This window comes from Symbiobacterium turbinis (genome assembly GCF_055383075.1).
The window spans coordinates 2,837,974-2,862,648 of the sequence record NZ_AP042433.1 but is presented as its reverse complement, the minus strand read 5'-3'; the positions used below and the strand labels follow the sequence as shown (position 1 = coordinate 2,862,648).

The following is a 24,675-nucleotide window of genomic DNA, read 5'->3' as shown; positions in this document are numbered from 1 at the left end:
GGTCCGGTGAGATGGCTAGGCTGCCGTACCGTGGCGGCGGCCAGCGGGGCCGAGGGCAGGTGGCGGAGGGGGAGATCGACCTGTTGCCCGCGGTGCGAGCGCTGGTGGCGGACAGGCGGAGCGGCGCGCACCGTCAGGCGGTGGTGGGGCTGTGGAGCGGTGCGCAGGGTGAAGGACTCGGCGCAGCGCAGGGAGCCCCGCATACGATGGGAAAAACGGCGAGGAGGCTCCCCATGCGCCTGCGCGCCCTGCTCCTCTCCGGCATGATGGCCGGCATGGCGGTTGTGCTCCAGACCGCGCCCATCTGGCTGGGGCAGCCCGCGGGCTTTGCCCTGGCCATACTCGCGTTCCTCCCCATGGCCCTGGTCACAGCCATCCACCCCCGTGCCACGGCCCTGACCCTGCCCGTCGCGGCCCTGCTCTGCGCGCTGTTCCAACCGGAGGAGGGCTGGGTGTTCGGGCTCGCCAACGGCCCCTTCGGCGCGGCGCTCGGCCTGGCGTTCCGCCGGGGGCACACAGGCTGGAAGGCGCCGCTGCTGCCGGCGCTCACTCTGTTCGGCGGGCTGGCGCTGCTCACCTGGGGCGTCGGCTTCGCCGCCCTGGGGCCGGACCTGCGCTCGCAGGGCGTCGCCTTCGCATTGGCGGTCTACGCCCTGTTCGCCCTTGCCTGGTCGGTTCTCCTTACGCCGATCTTCCGGCTTCTCATCCGGCGGTTGCAGCAGGTTATGGATCGCTGGATACAGACAGATCCGCCCAGATAGGCCGGGGCGGATCTGTGCGTGTTACGGCATTCCCGCAGACGGCGACAGTTCAGGGGCCTCGGCCACTGGGTTCGGTATAGAAGTCCGATCCGCCGCCACGGTGCGCAACTCTGCGGGGCGCAGGGTGCGAACTGCGGCGGATTTCCACTTGCCGGGCGTGCGAAGTCGAAAATCGCCCGAGTCGGGCGGCGGCATGGGCCGGCGCCAAGAACGCCGGATCCGAGGCCCGGTGCGACGACGACGTGACTTGGCCAGGCCGGGAGGATGGGTAGCATCAGGACCGGCGCAGTAACGGCACCCCGCAGCGTTTGGGCAAAGCTAAGCGCAGCAACGCGCACCTCCGCTGCAGAAAGGGGAGCACACATGCTGCACATGGTGATCCTCCGGCACAGCCCGGAGTCGTGCCCCGGCCGGCCCGGGAACGAGGCGATCCATCCGTGCGCCAACGCCATGCAGGAGTTCCTGGACAACGCGGGCGTGAAGACCATTGGGCGGTGGGCGGACCCTCCCGCCCACGTGAACTACCTCGTGCTCGAGGCGCCCGACGGTCACGTGATTCAGGAGGCGCTGATGGAGAGCGGCCTCTTCGCCTACACCACCGCGGAGATCCGGCCGGTCATGAGCATGGATTAGGCCCTGCAGACGAAACCGCCCCGACCGATCGGGGCGGTTTTCCCATTATGCCCTGCGAATTCGCCAGAGCGCCCCGGTGCCGGCGTGGGGGATGAAGTGGCCGGGGATGGCCTCCAGCACGCCGAAATCCACCACATAGAGGCAGCGGTCGCGGGGGCAGAACTTGGCGTCGATGGGCCGCTCCGGCCACGGACCGCCGGCCCCCGGCCGCAGGTTCACGTAGAAGTCGCGCACCTGTCCGCTGGCCAGGTTGGCGCGGACCACCCGGAAGCCGGGGATCATACGCACCGCGCGCGGGTCTGCCGTGAGCGGCGCGCCGGCACCGAACTGGGCGATGAAGACCTGCCCGGCGAAGCCGAACTCCCGCGGGGCGAAGTCGAACTTCATGCTCGCGCTGTGAGGCGGCAGCCGCAACAGGGGCTGGCCCGCAAGCGGCGGGTGTTCGAGCAGCGCGAAGCGGGGCTGCGGCTGCCCCGGTGGGCGGAAGCGGGGCGCGGTGACGGGCAGGCCGCTGGCAAAGTCGGGCCAGCCGTACCAGCCGCCGCGGCGCACCTCCCAGAGGCTGTCCCAGTCGGCGTCAATGGGGCGGTTGCCGCGGCCGTCGAAGCCCTGGTTCAGGGCGAGCAGCCGGCCGTCGGGGCTGAACCGGAGTCCGAAGACGTTGCGCAGCCCGTCGGCGAAGACCTCCAGCCCCGAGCCGTCGGGCCGCACGCGGTAGAGGACGCCGTTGGCCATCCGGCGACCCCGGATGAGCTCGCCGGGGCGCGCAGGGGTGCCAAAGGGCTTGAAGGCGCCGGTCCATGCCTGGGCCCGGCGTGGGTCCGGGGCCAGCCAGTTGAGGTCCCAGTAGTTCTCGCCCACCAGTCGGAGGTCCCGCGCCGGAACGTCGTGTCCGTCGGGCACCTGGGGAAGCCAGCCGAAGACGTAGTTGTCCCAGCCCACCACGCCGCTGTTGGTGGCGGCGCCGACGCCGAAATAGAGGAAGCCGTCGGGCCCCAGTGCCAGCGCGCTGCCGTAGTGGTCGCCGAACGTGCGCAGCCCGGTCACCAGGCCGCTCGTGCCCTGACCGGGCACCGTCCGCGCGAGCCGCCCGGAGGGTCCTCCCTCCACGGTGTAGAGCGCTCCCTGATGCCAGAGGGCCCCGGTGACCGGACCCTGCAGCCCTTCCGCCACCACCGAAAGCCGCTGACCGTCGACCTTCAGCACCCGGGCGGGGCCCCTGGCCGGGCCGTAGGTGAAGCCGCCCTCTACGACGTAGACGCCGCCCTCGTCATCGAAGAACACGCCGGTGGGGTAGGTGAGGCCGGAGACGACCGGCTCCAGTACGTACCCCTGCTCGAGCGCATAGTCGTCCCGGCCGGACGGGCCATCCATCTGCGCGGCGACGGCCTGAAGCACAGCGGCCTTTTCCGCCGCAATCTCTGACAGCGGCGCAAGGGCCGCCTGGCCATCGCCCTCGTTCAGCAAGTACTCGAGGGCGGCCTGCTCTGCCAGCTCGGCGAGTTCTGCCGCCAGGAGCGCCGGATCGGCGATGGCTTCGGGGCCACCTGTCGCCGCCCGGTCTGAGAAAGATTCCGGGCCACCCGCCGCCCGATCCGAGACCTGGCCGCCCGCCACTGGGCCCTGCGCGGACGGCCGCAGGAGGTCGATCTCCCGCAGGTGCAGCGCCAGGGCGTGCCTGGCCAGCTGCCTTCCGTCCGGCGGCGCCAGTTCCGCGATGGCCTGGTAGAGCGGCAGGTGGAGCAGCGCACGCTGCAGGCGGCGCCGGGCCAGGGGTGCAGGGTCTTGGTTGTTCAGTCCGGTTCCCTCCTTACACGGGTAGAGCACCTCATTCTTATGAGCGGCCTGGGGCGGGCATACCATCTCAGGGTGCCGGACAGGAGGTGCCTCCGGCGACGCCGAAAGACGTTTCGGGAACCGAGCGTGCCTTGATCCGGAAAACAACTTGATTTCATGGAGGTGGCGGGATGATCCGGCCGGGAACGCCTGTGGAAGCTCTGGATACGCCGTCGCTGATCATCGATCTGGACCGGGTGGAGGCCAACCTGCGGAGCGGCGCGGAGATCGCTGCAGCGTCAGGGGTGGCCCTGCGCCCCCACACCAAGACCCACAAGTCCCCCTACTTTGCCCAGCGCCAGCTGGCGCACGGCGCCGCCGGCATTACCGTCGCGAAGGTCACCGAGGCCGAGGTCATGGCCGACGCCGGCCTCACCGACATCTTCATCGCCAACACGCTCTTCGGCCAGGCGAAGGCGGAGCGGGCCGCCGCCCTCGCCGCGCGGGTGCGGCTGGCAGTGGGCGTGGACCACATCGAGCAGGCGCGGGCGCTGTCAGGCGCCATGGCGGGAGCGGCCCGGCCGCTGGACGTGATGATCGAGGTGGACACCGGCAGCCGCAGGGGCGGGATCTCCCCGGCGGATGCGCCGGCCCTGGCGCAGGAGGTCCACGCGCTCCCGGGGCTCTCCGTGCGGGGCATCTACACCTACGAGGGCTACACCTACGAGGCGGCTGACCGGGAGGAGCTGGCTGCGGTCCAGCGCGCGGCGCAGGACGTCATGGTCCGGCTGGGCGACGGCCTCCGGGAGCTGCTGGGCATCGATCCGGTGGTTTCCGTGGGGTCCACGCCGGGGCTCCTGAGCGGGGCCGGGTACCGGAAGGGCATCACCGAGATCCGGCCCGGCACGTACATCTTCCTGGACGCGGCCCAGGCGGCCCTGGCCGGCGGGGTGGAGGCCTGCGCGGCACACGTGCTGGCGACGGTGGTCTCCCGCCCGGGGCCCGACCGGGCGGTGCTGGACACTGGGAGCAAGAGCCTCACCAGCGATACCCGTTCGAGCGGGATCTGCCGGACGGCCGGGTACGGGCTGCTGCCGGATTTCGGCCTCACGATCGCCCGGGTCTCGGAGGAGCACGGGGTGATCGAGGGCGAGGGGGTCGAGCGCCTGCGGATCGGGGAGAAGGTGCGGGTGCTCCCCAACCACATCTGCCCGGTCGTCAACCTGTTCGACGAGGTGATCGGCGTGCGGGGCGGCGTGGTGGAGTTGGTGCTGCCGGTGGCGGCGCGGGGCCGGCTGAAGTAGGGACTGCGCTGCGGGGGCGGGGAGGCAGAGAGGAAGGCTGGGGCAGAGGAGACGGTTCAGGGAAACAGGTGAGCCAGAGGAGACGGCTGAGGCAGAGGTGGAGGTAGATGGCTTCTATAACGCGAAGGCGACCGGTCGTGCTGGTGGTGGACGATGAGCCCCGTATGCGGGAGCTGATCCGGCTCTATCTGGCGGCGGAGTTCGAGGTGCACGAGGCGGAGGACGGCCTCGCCGCGCTGCGGGCGGTGCGCGCGGTTGCGCCGGATCTGGTGCTGCTGGACGTGATGATGCCACAGCTGGACGGCTGGCAGACGCTCCGGCGCATTCGGGAGGAGTCTGCCGTCCCCGTCATCATGCTGACGGCCCGGGGCAGCGTGGTGGACCGGGTGCAGGGCCTGCGCATGGGCGCGGACGACTACGTGGCCAAGCCCTTCGACGGCCGGGAGCTGGTCGCCCGGGTGCAGGCGGTGCTCCGCCGCGCGACCGGGCAGGTGGAGGCCCGCGTGCCGATCCGCCGGGGCAGCCTGACGGTCCGGCCGTCCGAGCGCATGGCGGCGTACGCCGGCCGCCGCCTGGCGCTGACGCCGAAGGAGTTCGATCTGCTCGTCCTGCTGGCGGCGCACCCGGGCCAGGTCTTCTCGCGGGAGAAGCTGCTGGACCGGATCTGGGGGCCGGCCTACCAGGGTGACGCCCGCACGGTGGACGCGCACATCAAGAACCTGCGGGAGAAGCTGGGCGAGGGCGCGGGGATGATCGTCACGGTCTGGGGCGTGGGCTACAGGTTCGCGGAGGTGGCCGATGCGCAGCCTTAACCTGGTGGCCAAGTTCTGGCTCTCACTCTCCCTGCTCCTGCTTTTCGTGCTGGTTCCCGTGGAGTACGCCCTTGACCAGCTGCTGGAGCGGTTCTACGCCACGCAGGTGACCGAGCCGCTGCTCTACCACAGCCGGCAGTTGGCGGACATGCTCGCAGCCGACGATGCGGCCCTGGCCGCCGCGCCGCTGATGGCCGAGATGGTGGGCGGCGAGGTGGTGGTTGTGGACGCAGCCGGGCAGCCCCGTTCGTTCGAGGGCGCCTCGGCGATCGCCGTGCCGGCTGACACCGTGCGGGCGGTGATCGCCGGCCGGACCCACACGGGGCAGCTTCAGGCGCCCGGGGGGAGCACCTTCATCGTGACCGGCGTCCCGGTCCCGGGGGGCGCCGGCGGGGTGCTCCTGCTGGCCCCCGCCGACCCCTTGCGGCAGTCGTTCGATCAGGCCCGGCGGTATCTCTGGGTGGCCGGCGGCGCCGCCCTTCTTCTGGGCATGGGGCTCGCCCTGGTGCTGGCCAGGAGCCTCACCCGGCCCGTGCTGGCGATGGAGCGGGCCACCCGCGCCATCGCGCGCGGCGATTTTTCGGCGCGTGTGGCGGTGCAGGACGCGAGCGAACTGGGCCGCCTCGGCCTGGCGATCAACCAGATGGCGGAGCAGTTGGAGACCCACGAGCGCCGCCGGCGGGAGTTCCTGGCGGACGTTGCCCACGAGCTGCGCACGCCGCTCTCGTACATCCGCGGCTACACGCAGGCCCTGGCCGAGGGGCTGGTGACCGACCCCGCGGAGGTGCGGCGCTGCCAGCAGGTGGTGATGGATGAGGCGGACCGCGTGGGGCGGCTCGTGGACGACCTGATGGACCTGGCGCAGATGGGCGAGGGCCAGATGGCCCTGGACCTGGCTCCGCTGGACCTGCGCGTACCGGCCCTGCAGGCCGTGGAGACTGTGCGGCCGCAGGCGGCGGAAAAGGGCGTCGCGCTGGCGGTGGACCTGCCGGAGCCGCTGCCGCCCGTCCGTGCCGACGGGGGGAGGATTCAGCAGGCGCTCTTCAACCTGCTCGACAATGCCCTCCGCCACACCCCTGCAGGCGGCGGGGTGCGGGTGTCGGCAGACGTTGCGGCGGACTCCGTGACCGTGTGGGTCCGCGACACGGGCGGGGGCATCGACCCGGGCGAGCTTCCCCACGTGTTCGACCGCTTCCGGGGCCGGCGGAAGGGAGGGCGGGGCCTCGGCCTGGCGGTGGTGCGTTCCATCATCCGGGCGCACGGCGGCGACGTTGGGGTGGAGTCCCGGCCGGGCGAAGGCGCCTCCTTCTGGTTCCGCCTGCCGCGCCCGTAAAACGCGCGTGAAGCATGAAGAAGAGCACCCGGTCTCGGGTGCTCCGCAGCGTCTACTGGTCGTCCGGGGGCATGGGCGTCGGAGTGGGCTCCAGCCCCAGCGCCTGGTACGCTTCGTCGATCTCCCGGCGGATCTCGGTGAGGGGTTTTCCTTTCTCGAGTCCTGTCACCACGTCACGCGTGATGTCCAGACAGATCTGTCAGCCCGCGGCGTGCCAGTCGAACGCGACCACCGCGCCGGTCTCGTCCTGCTGGAAGTAGCAGTGGAAGTTGCTGGCGTGGATCTCGCCGCAGCCGCAGTAGCAGGGGATGTACTGCAATTCCTCAGGGTGGTGCGCCGCCGCCGCGTACACGTGCTGGATGGGCTCCGGGACCACCTCGAACCAGTCGGGCGGCTCGGGGAACCCTTCCGGCAGACTCGCCTCGTGTCCGGCTGCCGGGGGTTGGACCGCCGGGTCCCGGGCGGCCGGCCCCGCCGAGCAGCCTGCCGTCAGGCCCAGCAGGGCGACCAGCAGCAGGGCCATCAGCGACAGGGAGGATAACGCTCTCCGCGTCTGCGAGATCTTCCACGTCTTCGTCATCGATACCCCCCATTTCCAGTGTGGCTCACCCCCCAGTTTCGCTCCAGATTGTGAAGGAAGTGTGAAGAGCATACAGAAGAGCCGAGTCGGGGGGATCTTCCCTGACTCGGCTGTGGTTGTGTGTGGGTTATGTGGGCCGGCGGGCCCGCGGCGCTCAGTCCGCCGCGTCCTCCAGACTCTCCATGTTCCCGGCGGGTTTCTCGGCGTTAGTCTCCAGTTCCAGTTCCATGGCGAAGCCGATTCCGTGGACCGCTTCAGCCGTCACCAGTCCTACTTCCCAGTTTGCAGCCATCGTCGAATAGGTCGACACCGAAACAGTCCCTCCTTCCCGCGGGCATCTGCACACAGCCCGTGCGCTACTGGTTCAAGCTTAGCAGGAGGTTGCCGCGCGATAGGGCGATTTGCGGCGAAATGTCGATCTGGGCGCACAGACCGCAGCGCGCAGCCCGGCTGCGTCCCCCGGGGTCCGGTCATCCCCTCTTCCGGGCAGTTCGCCGCCGAAAAGACGCGGTTCACCAGATGCAGCGACAAGCGGCCTGCCTCCTTTACTTTTTGAGGTAGGTAAGGTATGTTTATTGGTAGTAATTTTCCAATCTTGAAGTCCATAGCCCTTAAGCGATCACCGGCCCGGACCTGTCAGATAGCTCTAAGGGGGGCAAACCATGGAACGGCTTATCGGCGTAGATCTCGGCTACGGATTCGTCAAGGCCACTGACGGCCGGGAAGGCTTCCTGTTCCCGAGCGTCGTTGGCGACGGGAGCCCGCATCAGCCCCTGCGACTCGCATCCCAGGAGGCCGATCCCACGGACAACCTGCGCATCCAGATCGGCGACAGGGTCTACCATGTGGGCACCCTGGCCGTGCGCCAGTCCCGTATCGCTTATCGGTCCCTTTCCGTCATGCGCGACGAAGGCAACGACCTGCTCGTCCTGTTCCTGACGGCCCTCAGTCTGTTCTGTCATGAACCCAACACCACGTTCTCCGTCGTCACGGGGCTGCCCCCGGGCCGCATGCACCTGGCCGACGAGTTCATCCGCAGCGTGAGGGGCGACCACCGGGTCGTGCGGTTCCGCGCCGCCGACGCCGAAGAACTCCTCCTGCGCGTCGACCGGGTGACCGTGGTTCCGCAGCCGCTGGGCACCTACTGGTCACAGGTGCTGGATACCAGGGGCCAGCTCGTGGAGCAGCCGGTCACTGCCGAAGGCCGCGTGGGCATCATCGACATCGGCTTCCGCACCACGGACCTGGTGACGGTGGAGGGCGGCGAGTATGTGCCCGAACAGAGCCGCACAGTGCCCACCGGGCTGTCTGCAGCCTACGGCGCGGTCGCCGCGGGGTTGCTCCGGGAGTACGGCATCGAGCGGGAGAACCACGCGCTGGACGAGGCGATCATCTCCGGTGAAATCGGTGTGAGCGGCCGGCGGGTGGACATCACCGGGCTCAGGGAGCAGGCCTTCGAGCAGCTGGCGACCAAGGTGCTGGTCGAAATCCGCTCCACCTGGCAGGTGGCCGACTATGATGCCCTGTGGTTCACCGGCGGAGGCGGTCACGCCCTGCAGCGGTACCTGGTGCCGCAGTTCCCGCAGGCGAGTCTGATTGCGGATCCGCTGACAGCCAACAGCCGCGGCTACCTGGCCTGGGCCCACTACATCTACGGGACCGGCGGTGCGCCCTGGACCGAGCGAACCCCGGTGAATCCACAGCCCCGCTAGGGTGTGAGGCACCATGTTCGGGTGGCGTCGGAAGCCGGACGCACAGCCGCATTCGGTGATTGACAGGGGGACCGAGGTTCACGGCCCGGTCCGCTCGCGCGGCACGCTGGAGGTGCGCGGGTGTATCCGCGGCGAGGTCGCCCACGAAGGAAAGCTGGTCGTCGCACCGGGGGGCATCTGCTCAGGGCCGGTGCGGTCCGTCGACCTCTACCTGCTGGGCGAGATCCACGGCGACGTCACTGTGACGGGCACCCTGCGGATCGGCAAGGGTGGACAGCTGTTCGGTGACGCCGACTGCCGCCGGCTGGTGATCGATCCCGGCGGGCGCTTTGTGGGGCTCAACCGCTCGGAGTCGGCTGCGCGGCCGGCGGGAGCCGCTGTCGGGCCCGAACCCGGTTCAGCGCTCGCGGCCCCTGCCCGGCAGGCGCAGGAAGAACCGGAGGCGCCGGTTCCCATCGCACGGCCCGCTGAGGAGAGCACCATCGTCTTCCGCGGATACATGCGGTCCAGGAGGAGGCCGGTGACCGGGGTGTCTGAAAGGGAAGAGTGAGCCGATCCCCCTGCCAGCCTGTGGCAGGGGGATCGTTCTTCTGTGCTGCCGGCCGGGTGCGGCGTATCGCCGGGCTGCTTCGGGGGCGTCTAAATTACGACCATACGTCATTCGCCAAGCTGGAGGCAAGTTGCATGGAGCCCATCGATCGCGAGGTTGTGCAGCAGCGGCTGCAATCCTTTGTCAACACCGACGTCTACCTGCACCTGGAGACGACTAACGGCGCTTACGCCGGGGAGTCGGCCGGCGGGAACGCGATGGCGGTCTGCGCCTTCATCCGCAACGCCAGGGTGCGGTTCAGCCGCGCCCAGATCACGGGTTCCGGCCCGTACCGGGTGGGTTTGCAAATGGAGTCCGGCAAGGGCTGGACCTATGCTGAGGGGCTGACGGACTACGAGGTGGACGACCAGGGCCGGCTGCTGCTGGCGGGCCACGATGCCGACGGTCGTCTGGCCATCGCTCTGGAACTGAGTCACTCGCCGTTTCCCCTGTAGGAGGTCAGACCGTGAAGGAGCACCTGCTGGTCATCATGCCGCATCCCGACGATGAGACCTTTGCGGTGGGCGGCACCATCGCGCTGTACGCCCGGCGGGGCGTGCCCGTCACCTACGTGTGCGCCACCCGGGGCGAGATGGGCCGGAACATGGGCCGCCCGCCGTTTGCCACGCGGGAGAGCCTGCCGGCGCTGCGTGAGCAGGAGCTGCGGGAGGCGTGCCGCATCCTGGGCATCACCGACCTGCGCTTTCTCGGGCTGTGGGACAAGACGGTGGAGTTTGAGGATCCCGACGCGCTGGCCGCGCGCCTGAGGGCCATCATCGAGGAGATCCGCCCATCTCTGATCATCACGTACCACCCCGAATACAGCGTGCATCCCGACCACATGGCCCTGGGCCGGGCAACGGTCCGTGCGGTGGCACAGCTGCCGCCGGAAGAGCGCCCGCCGGTGCACACCCGCGCTTTCGGCAGGGCGTCCGCGGCGCTGGGCGAGCCGGACCTGGTGGTGGATGTAAGCTCTGTCTGGGAGACCAAACTGGCCGCCATCCGGGCGCACCGCTCGCAGAGCCAGCTCATGCTGGAGCGCGCGCAGGGCGATCCCGAGCAGCAGGAGCGGCTGCGTCGGGAACGGGAGATGGAGCGCTATCACGTGTGGAAATTCGACGATTAACCATGACAGCCCCCGGAGCAGATCCGGGGGCTGAAGTGTTCGAGCCGGCCCACCCAAGTACATCCTTTCACGAAGAGGGAATTCGACGTATTGCCCGAATATTATGTGGAAACGGATTGCTGGGAGGGGTGGCTCAGCATGGTCTTGACGGGGTATGCGAACAGGGTCGCACGCATTGACCTGACGACCGGGAACGTGACGTATGAGGGGATCGACCCGGACGCGGCGCGGAAGTACATTGGCACCCGGGGGCTCGGCGTGAAGTACGTGTTCGACAACGGGCCGGAGGTCGACCCGCTGTCGCCGGAGAACCTGCTCTGTTTCATGAACGGTCCGGCGACGGGCAGTGCGATCAATATGTCCGGCCGGCTGGCGGTCTGCACCAAGTCGCCGCTCACGGGCGGCGTGACCGACTCGCACATGGGCGGCTGGTCCGCCGCGCGGCTCCGCTGGGCGGGGTTTGACGGGCTGCTCTTCCGCGGCGCGGCCGCGACGCCGGTCTACGCCATCTGCGAGAGGGGAATGGTGAGGCTTGCGGACGCCTCGGACCTGTGGGGCAAGGGCATCCGGGAGACGGTGCGCATCCTGCAGGAGCGGCACGGCGGCCGGAACGTTTCGGTGATGGCCATCGGCCCGGCCGGGGAGAACCAGGTGCGCTTCGCCTCCATCCTGAATGAGAACGACCGGGCGGCCGGCCGGGGCGGCACCGGCGCCGTGATGGGCTCCAAGAAGCTGAAGGCGGTCGTGGCCATCGGCGACATCAGGAACCAGTGGAAGCCGGCCGACGACCGGAAGCAGGACTTCGAGGAGGCCCGCAAGGTCGGGCTGAAGGCGATCATGGAGGGCGTGCTGACCGCGCCGCGCAAGGGTGGCCTGTCGCTGTACGGCACCAACGTGTTGATGAACATCATCAACGAGGTCGGGGCCCTGCCCGCGTTCAACGGCAAGGAGACCTTCCACCCCGATGCCGAGGCGATTTCGGGGGAGACGATCCGGGCGCAGTACCTGGTGGAGGAGCCCACCTGCCACGCCTGCCCCGTCGCGTGCAAGAAGCTGGTGGAGATCAAGGAAGGCCCGTATGCGGGGGTGCGCACGGAGTCGTTCGAGTACGAGACGGCCTGGGCCCTGGGCGTCAACTGCGGACTGACCGACGCCGGCGCTGTGGCGAAACTCCTGGATCTCTGCAACGACTATGGGATGGACACCATCGAGCTGGGCAACGTGCTCTCCACGGCGATGGAGGCCACCGAACTCGGGCTGCTGGAGGACGGCATTGCCTGGGGCGACGCGGAGCGGATGATCGCGGTGGCGAGCCTCATTGCCCGCGCGGAGGGGCAGCTGGGCCGGGCCCTGGGTCTGGGCGCCTACGGCGCGGCGACTTCCTTCGGCCGCCCGGACCTGGCCAACTCGGTGAAGGGGCAGGCCATTCCCGCCTACGACCCCCGGGGCATCAAGGGCATCGGGCTGGCCTATGCCACCTCGAACCGGGGGGCGTGCCACCTGCGGGGCTACACGGTTGCCGCGGAGATCGCGGGCATCCCCCTGCAGGCCGACCGCCTGAGTCCCGAGGGCAAGGGCGCGCTGCTCAAGGTCTTCCAGGACCTGCACGCCTTCTCCGACTCCATGGACCTCTGCAAGTTCTCGGCCTTCGCGATGGGCGCCGAGGAGTACGCGAAGGCGTACAGCGCGATCACCGGCGTGCCGTTCACGGCCGAGGACGTGATGCGCACCGGCGAGCGCATCTACAACCTGGAGCGGTACTACAACAACCTGGCGGGCCTGGGGGAGGGCAGCGACTACCTGCCCAAGCGCTTCCTCACCGAGCCCGCGACCGGGGGCAGCGCCGGGCAGGTGTCGGAGCTGGACGTGATGCTCGAAGAGTACTACGCAGCCCGCGGCTGGAAGAACGGCGTGGTGCCCATGGAGAAGCTGCGGGAACTGGAGATCGTCTGAGCCGTGCAGGTTCGGCTTTACGCGACGCTGCGCGCTCTTGCCGGCGCCGCCCGGGTGGAGGTTCCGGGAGCGCCCGGGGAGCCCGTGGGCGAGGTGCTCAGGCGCCTGGTGGCGCAGTGCCCGGGGCTGGCGGGGCAGGTGCTCACCCCCGACGGTTCCGACCTGCTCCCGCACGTGCAGGTCTTCATCGCCGGCCGTTCCATCCGCGATCTGGAAGGGCTGGCCACCCCCATACCACCCGGCGTTGACCTGGCGGTCTTTCCGCCGGTGGCGGGGGGCGGCCAGCCCCTCCTGCTGCCCTGTATAATTCGCGCGGAGACGGCGGAGGTTATGAGACGACGCGCTCCCGCGCGGTCACCCTGCCTGTGGTGAAATGCTGCACCCAGTCCGCCAGCAGGTCGAGGTGGCGCTCGAACTCCTCGCCGTCGTAGAGCGGCGGGCCGAACACCACCGCGACGCACCGGCGGGTTCCCTCATGCGTGGCGGTCCGGGCGGAGTCGGTGATGGGCGAGCCGCAGGGTCCGGCCGCATCGCGCAGCACAGGCTTGCCCTTCGTTTCCATCTCGGTGCCGGCCAGCGTCAGGTAGCGCTCGCCCTCCCGCCCTGCGGCGAACTCGAGGGCGGCGCCTTCCAGCCGGTCGGCGTCGTACAGCCCGATGGGCAGCCCCGACGCCGCTGACCAGACGTTGACCAGATCGACGATGAGGCTCACCCGGGGCAGCCCGTCCCCCTTCACGATGCGCCTGAGCAGGCGTTCGGAGGAGATCCGGTACCGGGCGGGGTCCGTCCCCATGGCCTTCAGCGCCCTGCGCCACCCGGCGATGGCCGGCAGTTGGCTGATCTCCTCCAGTTTGAGCTCAGCCCGGGTCTGTGACACGGTCGCGTCCACCAGCGCCCGGAGGGCGTCCGTGGCCGGGCCGTTTTCCAGTTCCGCGATCTCCAGCATCCCCAGCGTCAGGAAGGGCAGCTGCCGGCTGAACTCCGGATCAATCTTCAGGTGCACCAGCGCAAAAACCCCCTTTCCACCGCGACTCGGCATGGATACGCCGGAAAATGTACCGAATCCTGCTGGACAGCCGGGCCGCGATCCCGGATACTATTGTTAAACGCCTTTGCGGAAGTTACCGAGAAGGAGTGTCCGCCGCATGGTAGAAAGGACCTTTACCCTAAGCAACCCTACCGGACTGCATGCCAGGCCCGCCGCACTGTTCGTCAAGGAAGTGCAGAAGTTCGCCGACACGGAGATCTTCGTGCGCAAGGGCGAGAAGGAGGTCTCGGCCCGTTCCCTGCTCTCCCTCCTGAGCCTTGGCGTCGCCCAGGGGGAGACCATCGTCATCCGCTGCCAGGGGCCCCGGGAGGAGGAGGCCATGGCTGCCCTGGCCGCGTTGATTGAGGGTGGACTCGGTGAGTGAGCGGGTCTTGCGGGGGGTCGCGGCCGCAGCCGGCGCCGTCGTCGGCCCTGCGTTCGTATACCGCGAGGGGCAGCCGGAGGTCGCGGCGCAGCCGGCCGGCACGCCCGATGAGGAGCGGGCTCGGTACGAGGCCGCCCGCAGCCGGGCCGAGGCGGAGCTGAACCAGCTGGCCGAGAGGGCCGACGAGCAGGCCAGGGAGATTCTGACCGCGCACCAGCTCATGCTCCAGGACCCGGAGTTGCAGAATCTGGTGGAGGAAGGCATCCAGGCGGGGCAGCCGGCCGAGGCGGCGGTTCGGGCGGCCGTCGAGCAATTCGCCGGCATGCTGGAAGCCCTGGATGATGAATACCTGCGCGAGCGTGCAGCCGACGTGCGCGACGTGGGTCGGCGGCTCGTCGCTGCACTGACCGGGCGCACGGTGGGGATTGTGCTCCGGCAGCCGGCCGTGGTGGTCGCCCGCGACCTGGCCCCGACCGACACCATCGGCATCGACCGCGATCTGCTTCTCGGCATCGTGACGGAGCAGGGCGGTCCCACCTCGCACACCTCCATCCTCGCACGCTCCTGGGGCATCCCGGCGGTGGTGGCCGCGGCAGGGGTGCTGGATGCCGCCGACGACGGCATGACCGTCGCCCTGGATGGCGACACGGGCGAAGTGGTGCTCGACCCGGGTGCGGAGACGCGCAGCCGCTACGAGGCCGCCATGGCGCGGGCCCGCGAGCAGGCCGAGCGCGACCGGGCCGAGGCCTCGCTGCCCGCGGAGACGCCGGACGGCGTGCGGGTGGAGCTGGCGGCCAACGCCGGTTCGCCGGCAGAGGTGGCCTTCGCCATGGAGAAGGGGGCCGAGGGGGTCGGCCTGCTGCGGTCGGAGTTCCTCTTCATGGGCCGCGAGTCAGCGCCGACGGAGGAGGAGCAGTACCAGGCCTACGCCGAGGCCCTGCAGAACGCCAACGGCCAGCGGGTGATCATCCGCACCCTGGACATCGGCGGCGACAAGGACGTACCCTACCTGGGCCTGCCGAAGGAGGAGAACCCTTTCCTGGGCGTGCGCGCCCTGCGGCTCTGCTTCCGTAGGCCGGAGCTGTTCCGGACCCAGCTCCGTGCGCTGCTGCGGGCCTCGGTTCACGGCCGCCTGGCCATCATGTTCCCGATGGTGAACGGGCTGGCCGACCTGCGCCGTGCCAGGGAGGCTCTGGCGGAGGCCCGACGCTCGCTGGAGGCCGAGGGACACCGGGTGGCAGACCAGTACGAGGTCGGCATTATGGTGGAGATCCCGTCGGCCGCCCTGCTGGCCGACCACCTGGCGCCGGAGGTGGACTTTTTCTCAATCGGCACCAACGACCTGGTGCAGTACACCCTGGCGGTGGACCGGGGGAACCCGGAGTTGGCCGAGATGTACCAGCCCTACCACCCGGCCGTCCTGCGACTGATCGACCGGGTCGTGCAGGCGGCCCACGCCGCCGGGAAGTGGGTCGGCGTGTGCGGCGAGATGGGTGGCCTGCCGGAGGGCGCCCTCCTGCTGCTGGGCCTGGGCGTGGACGAGCTGTCGATGGCGCCCGCCCTTCTGCCCCGCATCCGCCGGCTGGTGCGCTCGACGCCGGCCGCGGAAGCCCGGGCGCTCGCGCAGCAGTGCCTGACCGTGGGCACGCCGGAGGAGGTCCTGGCCCTGGTGGAGCCGGTGGTACGCCGGACCGTGTGACGGTAAGAGCGGCTGTCCCTGCAGTCAACAGGCTTGACTCGGGGACAGCCTTTTCTGTGGGCGCCGTATCGGGGCGCCGGCCGGCGCCGCAGTCCCTCCCCGCGCTGTTCGCGGCAGCGTACCTGTCACCAGACGACATCGTCATAATAACGCCAATACTGTATCCTCTTGCACACAAATGCGAGGGATTCGACATGAAAAGAGGTCGCCGGCCGGACGGGGATCTCCCGGTGTTGACAGAGGGGCATCTGAACCGAGCCCTTCTGGCCCGAAATCATCTTCTGACACGGGCTTCGCTCCCGGTGGAGCGCATGGTGGAGCGCCTGGCCGGGCTCAACGCGCAGGATCCACAACAAGCCTATCTGAGTTTATGGAGCCGGCTTCACGGCTTCCGCCGGGAGGACCTGGACCAGGCCCTCTCCTCCCGGAGGCTCGTCAAGGCCATGCTCATGCGGAGCACCCTGCACATCGTCAGCGCGCGGGACTTGCTGCGCATTCGTGAAGCGCTGCAGCCCGTGCTTACCCGGGCGTTTCGCAGTTTTTTCAAGACGCAGGCGGAGCGTCTTCCGCTGGAGACGCTGCTGAGGGAGGCTGGCGCCTTTGCGGCGGTGGAGCCCCGAACCCTGCCGGAGATCCGTGAGCACCTTCTGCGCCTGACGCCGGGAGAGGAGCCTTCCGCTCTCACCTTCCTGGCCCGTACCCACCTCCCGATGGTGCAGTTGCCTCCGGGCGGCAAATGGGGCAGTTACGGCACCCCCGCATGGATCATGGCAGAGACGTGGTTGGGCCGGCCTCTGGCGCTGGGAAGACGGTGAGAGGCGTGCGCAGCTCAGCCTCGAACCCTTCAGCCCGCTGCCGGCGGCAGCCAAAGAAGGCTTGAAGGCTGAGGGGCTGGCGCTTCTGCGCTTTCTGACCGGGAAGTCGCAGGGGTGTGAAGTGGTCATTCCCTAGAAAGAAAAGACGCCATTCCCGCCGCAGTGCGGTCCGGGAATGGCGCCTCTTACTTGTGCGCCAGATGCGCTGCGGGCTCGGACTCGTGCTCCTGCAGCCCCTCTTCGAACTGGAGCCGCCACAGCTTGTGGTAGAGCCCCTGCCTCGCCAGCAGCTCTTCGTGGGTGCCCTGCTCGTGGATTCGCCCCTTGTGCAGCACGATGATCTGGTCGGCGTGCTGGATGGTGGAGAGCCGGTGCGCCACGATGAACGTGGTGCGGCCTTTCGTCAGCCGCTTCAGGGCCTCCTGGATGCGGGCCTCGGTCTCGGAGTCGATGGAGGCGGTGGCCTCATCGAGCACCAGGATGGGGGGATCGAAGGCCAGGGCGCGGGCGAAGGAGAGCAGCTGCCGCTGGCCCGCCGAGAGGGTGGCGCCGCGCTCGGCCACGGGTTCGTCGTAGCCGTAGCGCAGCTCCCGGATGAACTCGTCGGCCCCGACGGTGCGGGCCGCCTCCCGGACACGCTCGTCGCTGATTTCAGCGTTCCCCAGCCGGATGTTGTAGGCGATGTCGCCGCTGAAGAGGAACACGTCCTGCGCGACCAGGCCGATGGCCCGCCGCAGCTCGGCGGTGGAGACCTCGCGCACGTCGATGCCGTTCACCAGCACCTGGCCTTTCTGCACGTCGTAGAAGCGGGCCAGCAGGTTGATGATGGAGGACTTGCCCGCTCCAGTGTGGCCGACGAAGGCGATGGTCTGCCCCGGCTCGGCCCGGAACGAGACGTCCTTCAGCACCCACTCGTCCTCGTTGTAGGCGAACCAGACGTTCCGGAACTCCACTTCGCCGGTGACCCGGCCCAGCGGCTTGGGGTCCGGCGGGTCCACGATGGCCGGCTGGGTGTCCAGCAGCATGAAGATGCGCTCGGCCGAGGCCATGGCGCTCTGCAGGATGTTGAACTTCTCTGCGAGCTGCATCAGCGGTTCGAAGAAGCGGCGGGAGAGCGTGACGAACAGAAGCAGGGTGCCGGGCGTCAGGTCGCCCGCCAGGGCCTGCACGCCGCCGTACCAGAGCACCAGGGCGATGGTGATGTTGGCCAGCAGGTCGAGGATGGGCCGGAAGACGGCCCAGACCATGAGCTGCCGCCAGGAGGCCCGGTTGTACTCGTCGTTTTCATGCTTGAACTCGGCGAACGTCTGCGCCTCGCGGGCGAAGAGCTGCACCACCCGCATGCCGCTCACGTGCTCGGCGACGAACGCGTTGATGCGGGCCAGCCGCACCCGCACCTCGCGCCAAGCGTCGCGCGCCTTGGCCGCGAAGAAGCGGGTATAGTAGGCGACCACCGGAATTAGGAGCAGGCTGACCCCGGCGAGCCTGGGGTGCGTGCTGATCATGACGACGGCCACGCCCACCAGCATGAAGATGTCGCGGAACAGGTTCACCAGCACGCTGGTGTACATCTCGTTCAGCGTCTCGGTGTCGTTGGTCACCCGGGTGACCAGCCGCCCGGCCGGGTTCCGGTCGAAGAACTGCAGGTGCAGCCGCTGGAGGTGGCCGAAGAGCTCCTTGCGGATGGCGTAGATGATCTTCTGGCCGGTGAACTGCAGCAGCAGCACCTCGCCGTATGAGACGGTGAAGTTGGCGACGAGGGCCGCGGTCAGCCAGAGGGCCAGGCGGCTGAGGCCTGCCACCGCAGCCGGATCTTCGATGCCGAGGATCAGGTAGTCGTCGATGGCGATCTGCACCAGCTTGGGCACCAGGAGATCCAGGCTCACCGCCACGCCGAGCATGGCGATGCAGGCCAGCAGCGCCTTCCAGTGAGGGCGGGCGTAGGAGAGCAAACGGGCCATGAGTCGTGCGTCGTACACCTTGCCAAGGGCCTCTTCTTCGCGGAAGTCCGCCATAGTTCCCTCCTGTGTGGGCTACTCGAGGCTGGCGATGGCCTCCTCGAGCTGTTGGCGCTGGTAGGTGCGGAAGTAGCGGCCGCCCAGGGCGACCAGCTCGTCGTGGGTGCCGGATTCGACGATCTGCCCGCGCTCCAGCACGATGATCTGGTCCGCGGCCTTCACCGCCGCGACGCGGTGGGAGATGATGATGGTCGTGCGGTCGCGCATCACCGGCCGCAGGCCGTTCAGGATGCGCTGCTCGGTGGCGGTGTCCACGGCGGAGAGGCAGTCGTCGAGCACGAGGATCGGGGCGTCCTTCAGGATGGCCCGGGAGAGGCTCACCCGCTGCCGCTGGCCGCCGGAGAGGGTGACGCCCCGCTCGCCGACCATCGTGTCGAAGCCGTCGGGGAGAAACTCCAGGATATCGTGCTCCACGTGGGCGGTGCGGGCCGCCTGCCGGATCTGCTCCTCCGTCCACTCGCCGGGCGCGAAGGCGATGTTCTCGCCCACCGTGCGGGAGAACAGGAAGGCCTCCTGAGGCACGGCGGCGATGGAGCGCCGGAGCAGGTCAAGCGGCAGGTCGAGCACGTCGATGCCGTCGATGAAGACGGTGCCCCGGGGCGGGTTGAAGATGCGGGCCAGCAGGGAGGCGAGGGTGGACTTGCCGCTGCCCGTGCGCCCCAGGATGCCCAGAGTCTGGCCCGGCCTGATGTGCAGGTTGATGCCGTCCAGCGCCGGCGGCGATTCGGGGGTGTACTGGAAGGTGAGGTCGCGGATGAGGATCTCGCCGCGGATGCGGCCGCCCTCCGGCACCACGGTCTCCGGCGCGTCCTGCACCTCGGGCTCGGTGAGCAGCACCTCGCGGATGCGGGAGAAGGCGGCGAAGCCCCGCTGGATGATGTGCACCACCCAGCCCGCCGCGATCATCGGCCAGATGAGCATGCCGATGTACATCGTGAGCGAGGCGAAGTCGCCCAGCGAGATCTCCCCCCGGAGCACCGCACGGCCGGGGACCAGCAGCGCGATGACGTAGCAGAGCCCGGCAAAGAGGCTGACCACGGGGTCGAACAGGCCGTCGATGCGCATCATCGCCATGAAGCGACGGATGTAGTCCCGGTTGGCCGCGTCGAACTTGGCCTCCTCGGCGGCCTCCTGCGTGTAGGCCTTGACCACCCGCACGCCGGAGATGTTCTCCTGCACCACGTCCGAGAGCCGGGCGAAGCTGTCCTGCACTGCGCGCGACCGCGCGAAGATCGCCCGTCCCACCACGGCGATGAGCAAGGCCAGGAAGGGCAGCGGCAGCAGCGCCCACAGGGAGAGCCTCAGCCCGATGGTGGAGATCATGGCGATGAGCGTGAAGACGGTCATCGCCACCGCGTCCGCGGCCATCAGCACGCCCTCGCCGGCGATGCCCCGCACCGCCTGGAGGTCGTTGGTGGCCATCGCCATGATGTCGCCGGTCTTGTGCTTGTGGTAGAAGGAGGCCGAGAGCCGTTCCAGGTGCGCGAAGAGGTCGGCGCGCAGGTCGCGCTCGACAAACCGGGCCGTGCCGAAGACGAAGATGCGCCAGAGGAAGCGCAGCACGGCGATGAACAGGGCCGTGCCGATGATGAAGGCAAGGTACCGGTAGATGCCTGCCAGGTCCAGGATGCCGGCTTCCAGGTCGTCCACAAACATGCCGATGAGGCGGGGCGTGACCTGCTGCAGGAGGTCGGTGCCGGCGAGCGCCAGCACGCCCAGCAGGTAGCGCCACTTGTAGCGGCCCAGGAACCGAAGAAGTGAGCTGTGAGAAGTGGACATAAGCACCTCACTGCGCAAACGGTTGGTCGACCGGAGACGTGTCTCTTCGCAAAGAATCCCGCAAAGATTATAGACGCTCGCGGCACGCCCGCGGTTCGCCGGGATGCGCAAGGCCCGGCGGCCGGAAGGGCAGCCCCACAACGGCCAACCCCCCGGCCTCCGCCGGGGGGTTGGCCTCACGGGCAGCGGCGCCCGCTACATGGCTGCCGTCTGCGTCCGGGCGGCCATGCGGCTCTGCACCCGCACCAGCAGGTCGTCGAAGAGCGTGTAGACGACCGGGATGACAATCAAGGTCAGCAGGGTGGACAGGGTGAGGCCGCCGATGACGACCGTGGCCAGGGGCGCCTCCAGCTCGGCGCCCTCGCCCAGGCCGAGCGCCAGCGGCAGGAGGCCCAGCACCGTGGTCAGGGTGGTCATCAGCACGGGCCGCAGCCGGCGCGGGCCGGTGACGCGCACCGCCTCATCCCGCTCCATCCCCCGCCGGCGGAGCTGGTTGATGTAGTCCACCAGCACGATGGCGTTGTTGACCACGACGCCGGCCAGCAGGATAAGGCCGATCATCGCCGAGATGTCCATGCTCCGGCCGGTCAGCACCAGGGCCAGCACAGCGCCGACCAGGGCGAGCGGGATGGTGAAGATGATGACGAAGGGGTGGAGGAACGACTCGAACTGTGCCGCCATGACCAGGTAGACCAGCGCGACGGAGAAGACGAGCGTCTGCAGGAGGCCGCCGATCGCCTCGTCCATCAGCTCGTAGTCGCCGCCATAACCGATCTCGTAGCCCGGCGGCAGCGGGAAGGCGCTGAGGCGCGCCTTGATGTCATTCGTCACGCTTCCCAGGTCGCGCCCGTGGATCTGGCCGATGATCTTCACCACACGCATCTGGTCCTCGCGGTCGACGGAGGTGGGGCCCACACCCCGCACCAGTTCGGCCAGCTCGCCCAGGGGAACGGTCTGCCCGAACGGGGTGGCGATGGGCAGCTGCCGGAGCGCGCCGACGTTCTCGCGGGCGCTCTCAGCGGCCAGCAGCCGGATGTCGACCTCCTCGCCCCCCACCCGGTACTGGGTGACCACCTGGCCCCGCACTGCGGACTGCACGGCGGCGGCGACCTGGCTGGGGCTGAGGCCGTAGGCGGCGGCCCGGGCGCGGTCGACGCGGATCTGGATCTCGGGCAGCCCCTCGCTGACCGTGGTGTCGAGCCCGCGGGCTCCGGGCACCTGAGCGACCTCGGCCATGACCTGCCGCGAGAGCTCCTTCAGCACCTCCAGGTCGGGCCCCTTGACCTGCACCTCGATGTCGTTGCCGCCGGTTTCGATCGTACCGGAGGGCGCTACGGTCACCTTGGCGCCGGGCAGGACGATGCGGGTGCGCACGTCCTCCACGATCTCGTCGAGGCCGCGGCGCCGCTCGTTAGGTCGGGAGAGCGCCCCCGAGATGAACGCCTGGTGGGACTGGCCGCCGGTGCTGTAGGCGCCGCCGGTGGAGCCCACCGAGACGTAAAGGCTGCGGAGTTCGGGCAGGTGCTCGATCTGGGCCACCGCCCGCTCGACGGCGGCCTGGGTCTCCTCGAGCCGGGTGCCCGGCGGCATCTCGATGCTGACGCGGAACTCGCTGGTGTCGCTGGTGGGGATGAAGTCCAGGCCCATCCGCCCCAGGACCAGGAGGGACAGGGCCAGGGAGGCGGCCCCGATGGCCACCACCTGCCACCGGTGGCCCAGGGCCCACTCCAGCAGCCGGCCGTAGGCGGCCTCCAGCCGCTCCAGCCACTGCCCACTCCGCTCAGCGAGCCGGGCGACCCAGGGGACCTGGCGCCGGGCCGGACGGTCCGTCAGGAGACGGGGGGCCATCATGGGCACCAGGGTGATGGCGGTGAGCAGCGACATCACCAGCGAGAAGGTGATGGTGAGCGCCAGCTCCCGGAAAAAGAGCTGCGCGAGGCCGGTGATCCAGACGACGGGGAGGAACACGGCGATCGTGGTAAGGGTGGAGGCGGTGACGGCCAGCCCCACCTCGGCGGTGCCGTCCTCCGCCGCCTGGAAGATGTCCTTCCCCATTTCTTTGTGCCGGAATATGTTCTCCAGCACGACGATGGAGCAGTCCACCATCATGCCTACCCCGAGCGCGAGCCCGCCCAGCGAGATGATATTCAGCGTGATGCCGCTGAAGAAGACCGGCCCGAAGGTGGAGATGATGGCGACGGGAATGCTGACGGCGATCGCGAAGGTCGCGCGCAGGTGCCGGAGGAAGAACAGCAGCACCAGGACGGCAAGGATCCCGCCCTGCATGCCGTTGGACGCGACGGACTGCAGCGAGGTGACCACCATGCGGGAGGTGTCGGAGAGGATGGTGGCCTGCACCTGCCCCGGCAGTTCGGCCTCGATTCGCTTCAGCTCGGCCTTGACGGCGTTGGCCACGGCCACGGAGTTGCCGCCGCTCTGCTTCTGGATGTCAAGCGAGACGGCGGGCCGCCCGTTCAGCCACACCTTCGAGTCGGCCTCAGCGAAGGTGTCGCGCACCTCGGCCACGTCGCCCAGCCGCACGGGTCCCAGGCGCAGGTCGCGGATCTCGTCCACCGATTCATACTGGCCGACGGTGCGGACGAGCAGGTTCACCGTGCCCTCGGGAACCTCGCCGCCGGGCAGGTTCAGGTTCTCGTAGGCCAGCAGCTGCGCCACCTGGGTCATGGAGAGGCCGAAGGACTGCAGCCTGGCCGGGTCCACGATCACCTGGATCTCCCGCTCCAGGCCGCCGTGGACGTTCACGGAGGCCACGCCTTCCAGCCGCTCCAGCCGCGGCTTGACTCTCTCCTCGGCCAGGGCCTTCAGTTCCACCAGATCGTCGGAGCCGGTGAGGGCGATGGTCAGCACCGGCAGGGCGGCGGGGTCGATCTTGAAGACCATCGGGGCGTCGGTGCCGTCGGGAAGGTAGCCTCGCACCTGGTCGACCTTCTCCCGGATGGAGAGGGTGGCCTGGTCCATGTCGGTGCCATAGTCGAACTCGACGATGACCAGCGACGTGCCCTCCGAGCTGGAGGAGGAGACGCTGGTGACGCCGGGCACGGTGCCCACGACCTCCTCGACGGGCCGGGAGACATGCGCCTCGACCTCCTCAGGCCCCGCCCCCTCGTAGCGGGTGACGACCACCGCAAGGGGAAACTCCATGGCAGGGTACAGGTCCAGGGGCAGCCTGCTCAGGGAGACGAGGCCGATGACGGCGGCGATCAGGTAGAAGACGATGGTGGGTACAGGGTGGCGGATGGAGAACCGGATGAGCGGCCTCACGGCTCAGGCCCTCCTCCCAGGCGCACGGGGGCGCCGTCGTAGAGCCGGTTCTGCCCGGCCACAACCACCTGGTCCCCGGCGGCGAGGCCCTCCACCAGCACCTGCTCGTCGGAGCGGACGATGACGGTCACCGGGGTGCGGTGTGCCACGCCCTCCTTCACCACGTAGACGTGGGGCTCGCTGCTTCCCTCCACCAGGGCGTTCACGGGCACCAGCACCCCGGTCTGTTCGGTGAGGGGGATGATGACCTCGGCGAACATGCCGCCCTTCAGCACGCCGTCGGGGTTCGGCAGCGTGACCCGCATCTTGTAGGAACGGGTCTGAAGGTCCATCTGCGGGCTGACGGACTCCACCTCGCCGGTGAATGTACGGTTCAGGGCGGGGACGGTGACGGAGACCGTCACCCCGGGGCGCACGGCGTTGATGGCCGCCTCGGCCACCCCCGCCTCCACCACCACCGTGGAGAGGTCCACCAGCTGGAAGAGCGGGGTGCCCGCGCCGACCATGCCGCCGGGCTCCACCAGGCGGGCGGCCAGCACGCCGTCGGCCGGCGCGGTGATGCGCGCGCCCTCGTAGCTGGAGGTGGCCAGTTCAAGCTGGGCGCGCGCCGCCTCCACCTGGGCGTTCGCCAGGGTGAGCTGTGTGCGGATCTGTTCGGCCTGGCTGCGGGAGACCGCGCCCTGCTCCAGGAGCATCTCCAGCCGGGAGGCCTGCCGGGCCGCCTCGGCCTGCTGGGCCTTGGCCTGGGTGTACTGCGCCTCGGCCGCGGCGAGCTGGCTGGCCAGGTCCTTGTCATCCAGCTCCGCCAGGAGATCGCCCTCCTGAACGGCGTCGCCCATCTCGTGGTGAACCGCCACCACCTTGCCCGGAACCTTGGCGGTGATGTAGACGCTGCGGATGGGACTCAGCTGGCCGGACGCCCGGCTGGTGGCGGTGAGCGTGCCGGTGCGGGCCTCGGTGACCGCGACGGCCACGGCCTCCACGGTGGGCCCGCTGTCATGGCCGGAGGCCAGCCCGCAGCCCGAGAGGATCAGGGCGCAGAGCGCCAGGCATGCCGCGGGAAAGAAACGCCTCATCGTACTTGCACCTCC

At 69.3% G+C, this 24,675-nt stretch carries 22 protein-coding genes; 14 read left to right on the top strand and 8 right to left on the bottom strand.

The annotated features are described in order from the left end of the window. The first annotated feature begins 11 nt into the window (after positions 1-11). Together ACZ45O_RS13775 and ACZ45O_RS13770 are read left to right on the top strand one after the other, a co-directional pair. On the top strand, positions 12-761 hold the full coding sequence (locus ACZ45O_RS13775) for a hypothetical protein (RefSeq protein WP_464853764.1): 750 nt from the start codon (positions 12-14) through the stop codon (positions 759-761). A 363-nt stretch (positions 762-1,124) separates the two neighbouring features. Continuing rightward, positions 1,125-1,394 carry a DUF3303 domain-containing protein gene (locus tag ACZ45O_RS13770; RefSeq protein WP_464853762.1) on the top strand — a complete coding sequence of 90 codons (270 nt, stop codon included), beginning with the start codon at positions 1,125-1,127 and terminating at the stop codon, positions 1,392-1,394. Between the two features lie 45 nt (positions 1,395-1,439). Here the strand turns inward: ACZ45O_RS13770 and ACZ45O_RS13765 are convergent, their stop codons facing one another. Next, a complete protein-coding gene (locus ACZ45O_RS13765) occupies positions 1,440-3,221 on the bottom strand; it encodes a PQQ-dependent sugar dehydrogenase (RefSeq protein WP_464853761.1) in 1,782 nt (593 codons plus the stop codon). A 140-nt stretch (positions 3,222-3,361) separates the two neighbouring features. Between ACZ45O_RS13765 and ACZ45O_RS13760 the strand changes: the two genes are divergently transcribed. The 3 genes from ACZ45O_RS13760 to ACZ45O_RS13750 all read left to right on the top strand — a co-directional run bounded on the left by ACZ45O_RS13760 (position 3,362) and on the right by ACZ45O_RS13750 (position 6,619). Continuing rightward, positions 3,362-4,474, top strand: coding sequence for an alanine racemase (locus ACZ45O_RS13760; RefSeq protein ID WP_464853759.1), 1,113 nt, complete (start codon positions 3,362-3,364; stop codon positions 4,472-4,474). Between the two features lie 107 nt (positions 4,475-4,581). Further along, a complete protein-coding gene (locus ACZ45O_RS13755) occupies positions 4,582-5,286 on the top strand; it encodes a response regulator transcription factor (protein WP_464853758.1) in 705 nt (234 codons plus the stop codon). Beyond that, the gene (locus tag ACZ45O_RS13750) at positions 5,273-6,619 is read left to right on the top strand and encodes a sensor histidine kinase (protein ID WP_464853757.1); all 1,347 of its coding nucleotides are present in this window, start codon (positions 5,273-5,275) and stop codon (positions 6,617-6,619) included. The genes ACZ45O_RS13755 and ACZ45O_RS13750 overlap by 14 nt, the downstream gene beginning before the upstream one ends. Before the next feature lie 52 nt (positions 6,620-6,671). Here ACZ45O_RS13750 and ACZ45O_RS13745 read toward each other — a convergent pair whose 3' ends face one another. Continuing rightward, positions 6,672-7,142 carry a PCYCGC motif-containing (lipo)protein gene (locus tag ACZ45O_RS13745; protein WP_464857769.1) on the bottom strand — a complete coding sequence of 157 codons (471 nt, stop codon included), beginning with the start codon at positions 7,140-7,142 and terminating at the stop codon, positions 6,672-6,674. Positions 7,143-7,353: 211 nt separating this feature from the next. Beyond that, positions 7,354-7,509: a hypothetical protein gene (locus ACZ45O_RS13740; RefSeq protein ID WP_464853755.1), complete on the bottom strand. Its 156-nt coding sequence runs from the start codon at positions 7,507-7,509 to the stop codon at positions 7,354-7,356. A gap of 352 nt (positions 7,510-7,861) precedes the next feature. Between ACZ45O_RS13740 and ACZ45O_RS13735 the strand changes: the two genes are divergently transcribed. The 6 genes from ACZ45O_RS13735 to ACZ45O_RS13710 all read left to right on the top strand — a co-directional run bounded on the left by ACZ45O_RS13735 (position 7,862) and on the right by ACZ45O_RS13710 (position 12,951). Continuing rightward, a complete protein-coding gene (locus ACZ45O_RS13735) occupies positions 7,862-8,911 on the top strand; it encodes a ParM/StbA family protein (protein ID WP_464853753.1) in 1,050 nt (349 codons plus the stop codon). 13 nt (positions 8,912-8,924) lie between these two features. After that, positions 8,925-9,461, top strand: coding sequence for a bactofilin family protein (locus ACZ45O_RS13730; RefSeq protein WP_464853751.1), 537 nt, complete (start codon positions 8,925-8,927; stop codon positions 9,459-9,461). Positions 9,462-9,595: 134 nt separating this feature from the next. Continuing rightward, positions 9,596-9,955, top strand: a complete 360-nt coding sequence (locus ACZ45O_RS13725; protein WP_464853749.1) for a YojF family protein — start codon at positions 9,596-9,598, stop codon at positions 9,953-9,955. 11 nt (positions 9,956-9,966) lie between these two features. After that, a complete protein-coding gene (gene bshB2, locus ACZ45O_RS13720) occupies positions 9,967-10,626 on the top strand; it encodes a bacillithiol biosynthesis deacetylase BshB2 (protein WP_464853747.1) in 660 nt (219 codons plus the stop codon). A gap of 138 nt (positions 10,627-10,764) precedes the next feature. Further along, positions 10,765-12,579, top strand: a complete 1,815-nt coding sequence (locus ACZ45O_RS13715; RefSeq protein WP_464853745.1) for an aldehyde ferredoxin oxidoreductase family protein — start codon at positions 10,765-10,767, stop codon at positions 12,577-12,579. 3 nt (positions 12,580-12,582) lie between these two features. After that, positions 12,583-12,951 carry a ubiquitin-like small modifier protein 1 gene (locus tag ACZ45O_RS13710; RefSeq protein ID WP_464853743.1) on the top strand — a complete coding sequence of 123 codons (369 nt, stop codon included), beginning with the start codon at positions 12,583-12,585 and terminating at the stop codon, positions 12,949-12,951. On the opposite strand, the gene ACZ45O_RS13705 is transcribed toward ACZ45O_RS13710, so the two are convergent. Continuing rightward, positions 12,908-13,582, bottom strand: coding sequence for a B3/B4 domain-containing protein (locus tag ACZ45O_RS13705; protein WP_464853741.1), 675 nt, complete (start codon positions 13,580-13,582; stop codon positions 12,908-12,910). The genes ACZ45O_RS13710 and ACZ45O_RS13705 overlap by 44 nt on opposite strands. Positions 13,583-13,724: 142 nt before the next feature. Here ACZ45O_RS13705 and ACZ45O_RS13700 point away from each other — a divergent pair, with 142 nt between their 5' ends. The 3 genes from ACZ45O_RS13700 to ACZ45O_RS13690 all read left to right on the top strand — a co-directional run bounded on the left by ACZ45O_RS13700 (position 13,725) and on the right by ACZ45O_RS13690 (position 16,505). Beyond that, positions 13,725-13,991: an HPr family phosphocarrier protein gene (locus ACZ45O_RS13700; RefSeq protein ID WP_011197392.1), complete on the top strand. Its 267-nt coding sequence runs from the start codon at positions 13,725-13,727 to the stop codon at positions 13,989-13,991. Then, entirely contained in the window at positions 13,975-15,690 is a 1,716-nt protein-coding gene (ptsP, locus tag ACZ45O_RS13695) for a phosphoenolpyruvate--protein phosphotransferase (protein ID WP_464853740.1), read from the top strand. Before ACZ45O_RS13700 ends, ptsP begins: the two co-directional genes overlap by 17 nt. Before the next feature lie 311 nt (positions 15,691-16,001). Next, positions 16,002-16,505 carry a DNA glycosylase AlkZ-like family protein gene (locus ACZ45O_RS13690; protein ID WP_464857767.1) on the top strand — a complete coding sequence of 168 codons (504 nt, stop codon included), beginning with the start codon at positions 16,002-16,004 and terminating at the stop codon, positions 16,503-16,505. Between the two features lie 185 nt (positions 16,506-16,690). Here the strand turns inward: ACZ45O_RS13690 and ACZ45O_RS13685 are convergent, their stop codons facing one another. The 4 genes from ACZ45O_RS13685 to ACZ45O_RS13670 all read right to left on the bottom strand — a co-directional run bounded on the left by ACZ45O_RS13685 (position 16,691) and on the right by ACZ45O_RS13670 (position 24,660). Beyond that, positions 16,691-18,520 carry an ABC transporter ATP-binding protein gene (locus ACZ45O_RS13685; protein WP_464853738.1) on the bottom strand — a complete coding sequence of 610 codons (1,830 nt, stop codon included), beginning with the start codon at positions 18,518-18,520 and terminating at the stop codon, positions 16,691-16,693. Positions 18,521-18,538: 18 nt separating this feature from the next. Then, positions 18,539-20,302 (bottom strand): ABC transporter ATP-binding protein, encoded by a 1,764-nt coding sequence (locus ACZ45O_RS13680; protein ID WP_464857765.1) that lies wholly within the window; start codon positions 20,300-20,302, stop codon positions 18,539-18,541. Positions 20,303-20,497: 195 nt separating this feature from the next. Further along, a complete protein-coding gene (locus ACZ45O_RS13675; protein ID WP_464853736.1) occupies positions 20,498-23,584 on the bottom strand; it encodes an efflux RND transporter permease subunit in 3,087 nt (1,028 codons plus the stop codon). Further along, the gene (locus tag ACZ45O_RS13670; RefSeq protein WP_464853734.1) at positions 23,581-24,660 is read right to left on the bottom strand and encodes an efflux RND transporter periplasmic adaptor subunit; all 1,080 of its coding nucleotides are present in this window, start codon (positions 24,658-24,660) and stop codon (positions 23,581-23,583) included. The genes ACZ45O_RS13675 and ACZ45O_RS13670 overlap by 4 nt, the downstream gene beginning before the upstream one ends. Positions 24,661-24,675 lie beyond the last annotated feature (15 nt).

Excerpts from the sequence above, each read along its gene's own strand:
- ACZ45O_RS13725 (WP_464853749.1), top strand. The coding sequence starts at position 9,596 with ATGGAGCCCATCGATCGCGAGGTTGTGCAGCAGCGGCTGCAATCCTTT.
- ACZ45O_RS13680 (WP_464857765.1), bottom strand. The coding sequence starts at position 20,302 with ATGTCCACTTCTCACAGCTCACTTCTTCGGTTCCTGGGCCGCTACAAG.
- ACZ45O_RS13670 (WP_464853734.1), bottom strand. The coding sequence starts at position 24,660 with ATGAGGCGTTTCTTTCCCGCGGCATGCCTGGCGCTCTGCGCCCTGATC.
- ACZ45O_RS13700 (WP_011197392.1), top strand. The coding sequence starts at position 13,725 with ATGGTAGAAAGGACCTTTACCCTAAGCAACCCTACCGGACTGCATGCC.
- ACZ45O_RS13760 (WP_464853759.1), top strand. The coding sequence starts at position 3,362 with ATGATCCGGCCGGGAACGCCTGTGGAAGCTCTGGATACGCCGTCGCTG.
- ACZ45O_RS13715 (WP_464853745.1), top strand. The coding sequence starts at position 10,765 with ATGGTCTTGACGGGGTATGCGAACAGGGTCGCACGCATTGACCTGACG.
- ACZ45O_RS13755 (WP_464853758.1), top strand. The coding sequence starts at position 4,582 with ATGGCTTCTATAACGCGAAGGCGACCGGTCGTGCTGGTGGTGGACGAT.
- ACZ45O_RS13735 (WP_464853753.1), top strand. The coding sequence starts at position 7,862 with ATGGAACGGCTTATCGGCGTAGATCTCGGCTACGGATTCGTCAAGGCC.
- ACZ45O_RS13730 (WP_464853751.1), top strand. The coding sequence starts at position 8,925 with ATGTTCGGGTGGCGTCGGAAGCCGGACGCACAGCCGCATTCGGTGATT.
- ACZ45O_RS13775 (WP_464853764.1), top strand. The coding sequence starts at position 12 with ATGGCTAGGCTGCCGTACCGTGGCGGCGGCCAGCGGGGCCGAGGGCAG.
- ACZ45O_RS13690 (WP_464857767.1), top strand. The coding sequence starts at position 16,002 with ATGGTGGAGCGCCTGGCCGGGCTCAACGCGCAGGATCCACAACAAGCC.
- ACZ45O_RS13750 (WP_464853757.1), top strand. The coding sequence starts at position 5,273 with ATGCGCAGCCTTAACCTGGTGGCCAAGTTCTGGCTCTCACTCTCCCTG.
- ACZ45O_RS13685 (WP_464853738.1), bottom strand. The coding sequence starts at position 18,520 with ATGGCGGACTTCCGCGAAGAAGAGGCCCTTGGCAAGGTGTACGACGCA.
- ACZ45O_RS13770 (WP_464853762.1), top strand. The coding sequence starts at position 1,125 with ATGCTGCACATGGTGATCCTCCGGCACAGCCCGGAGTCGTGCCCCGGC.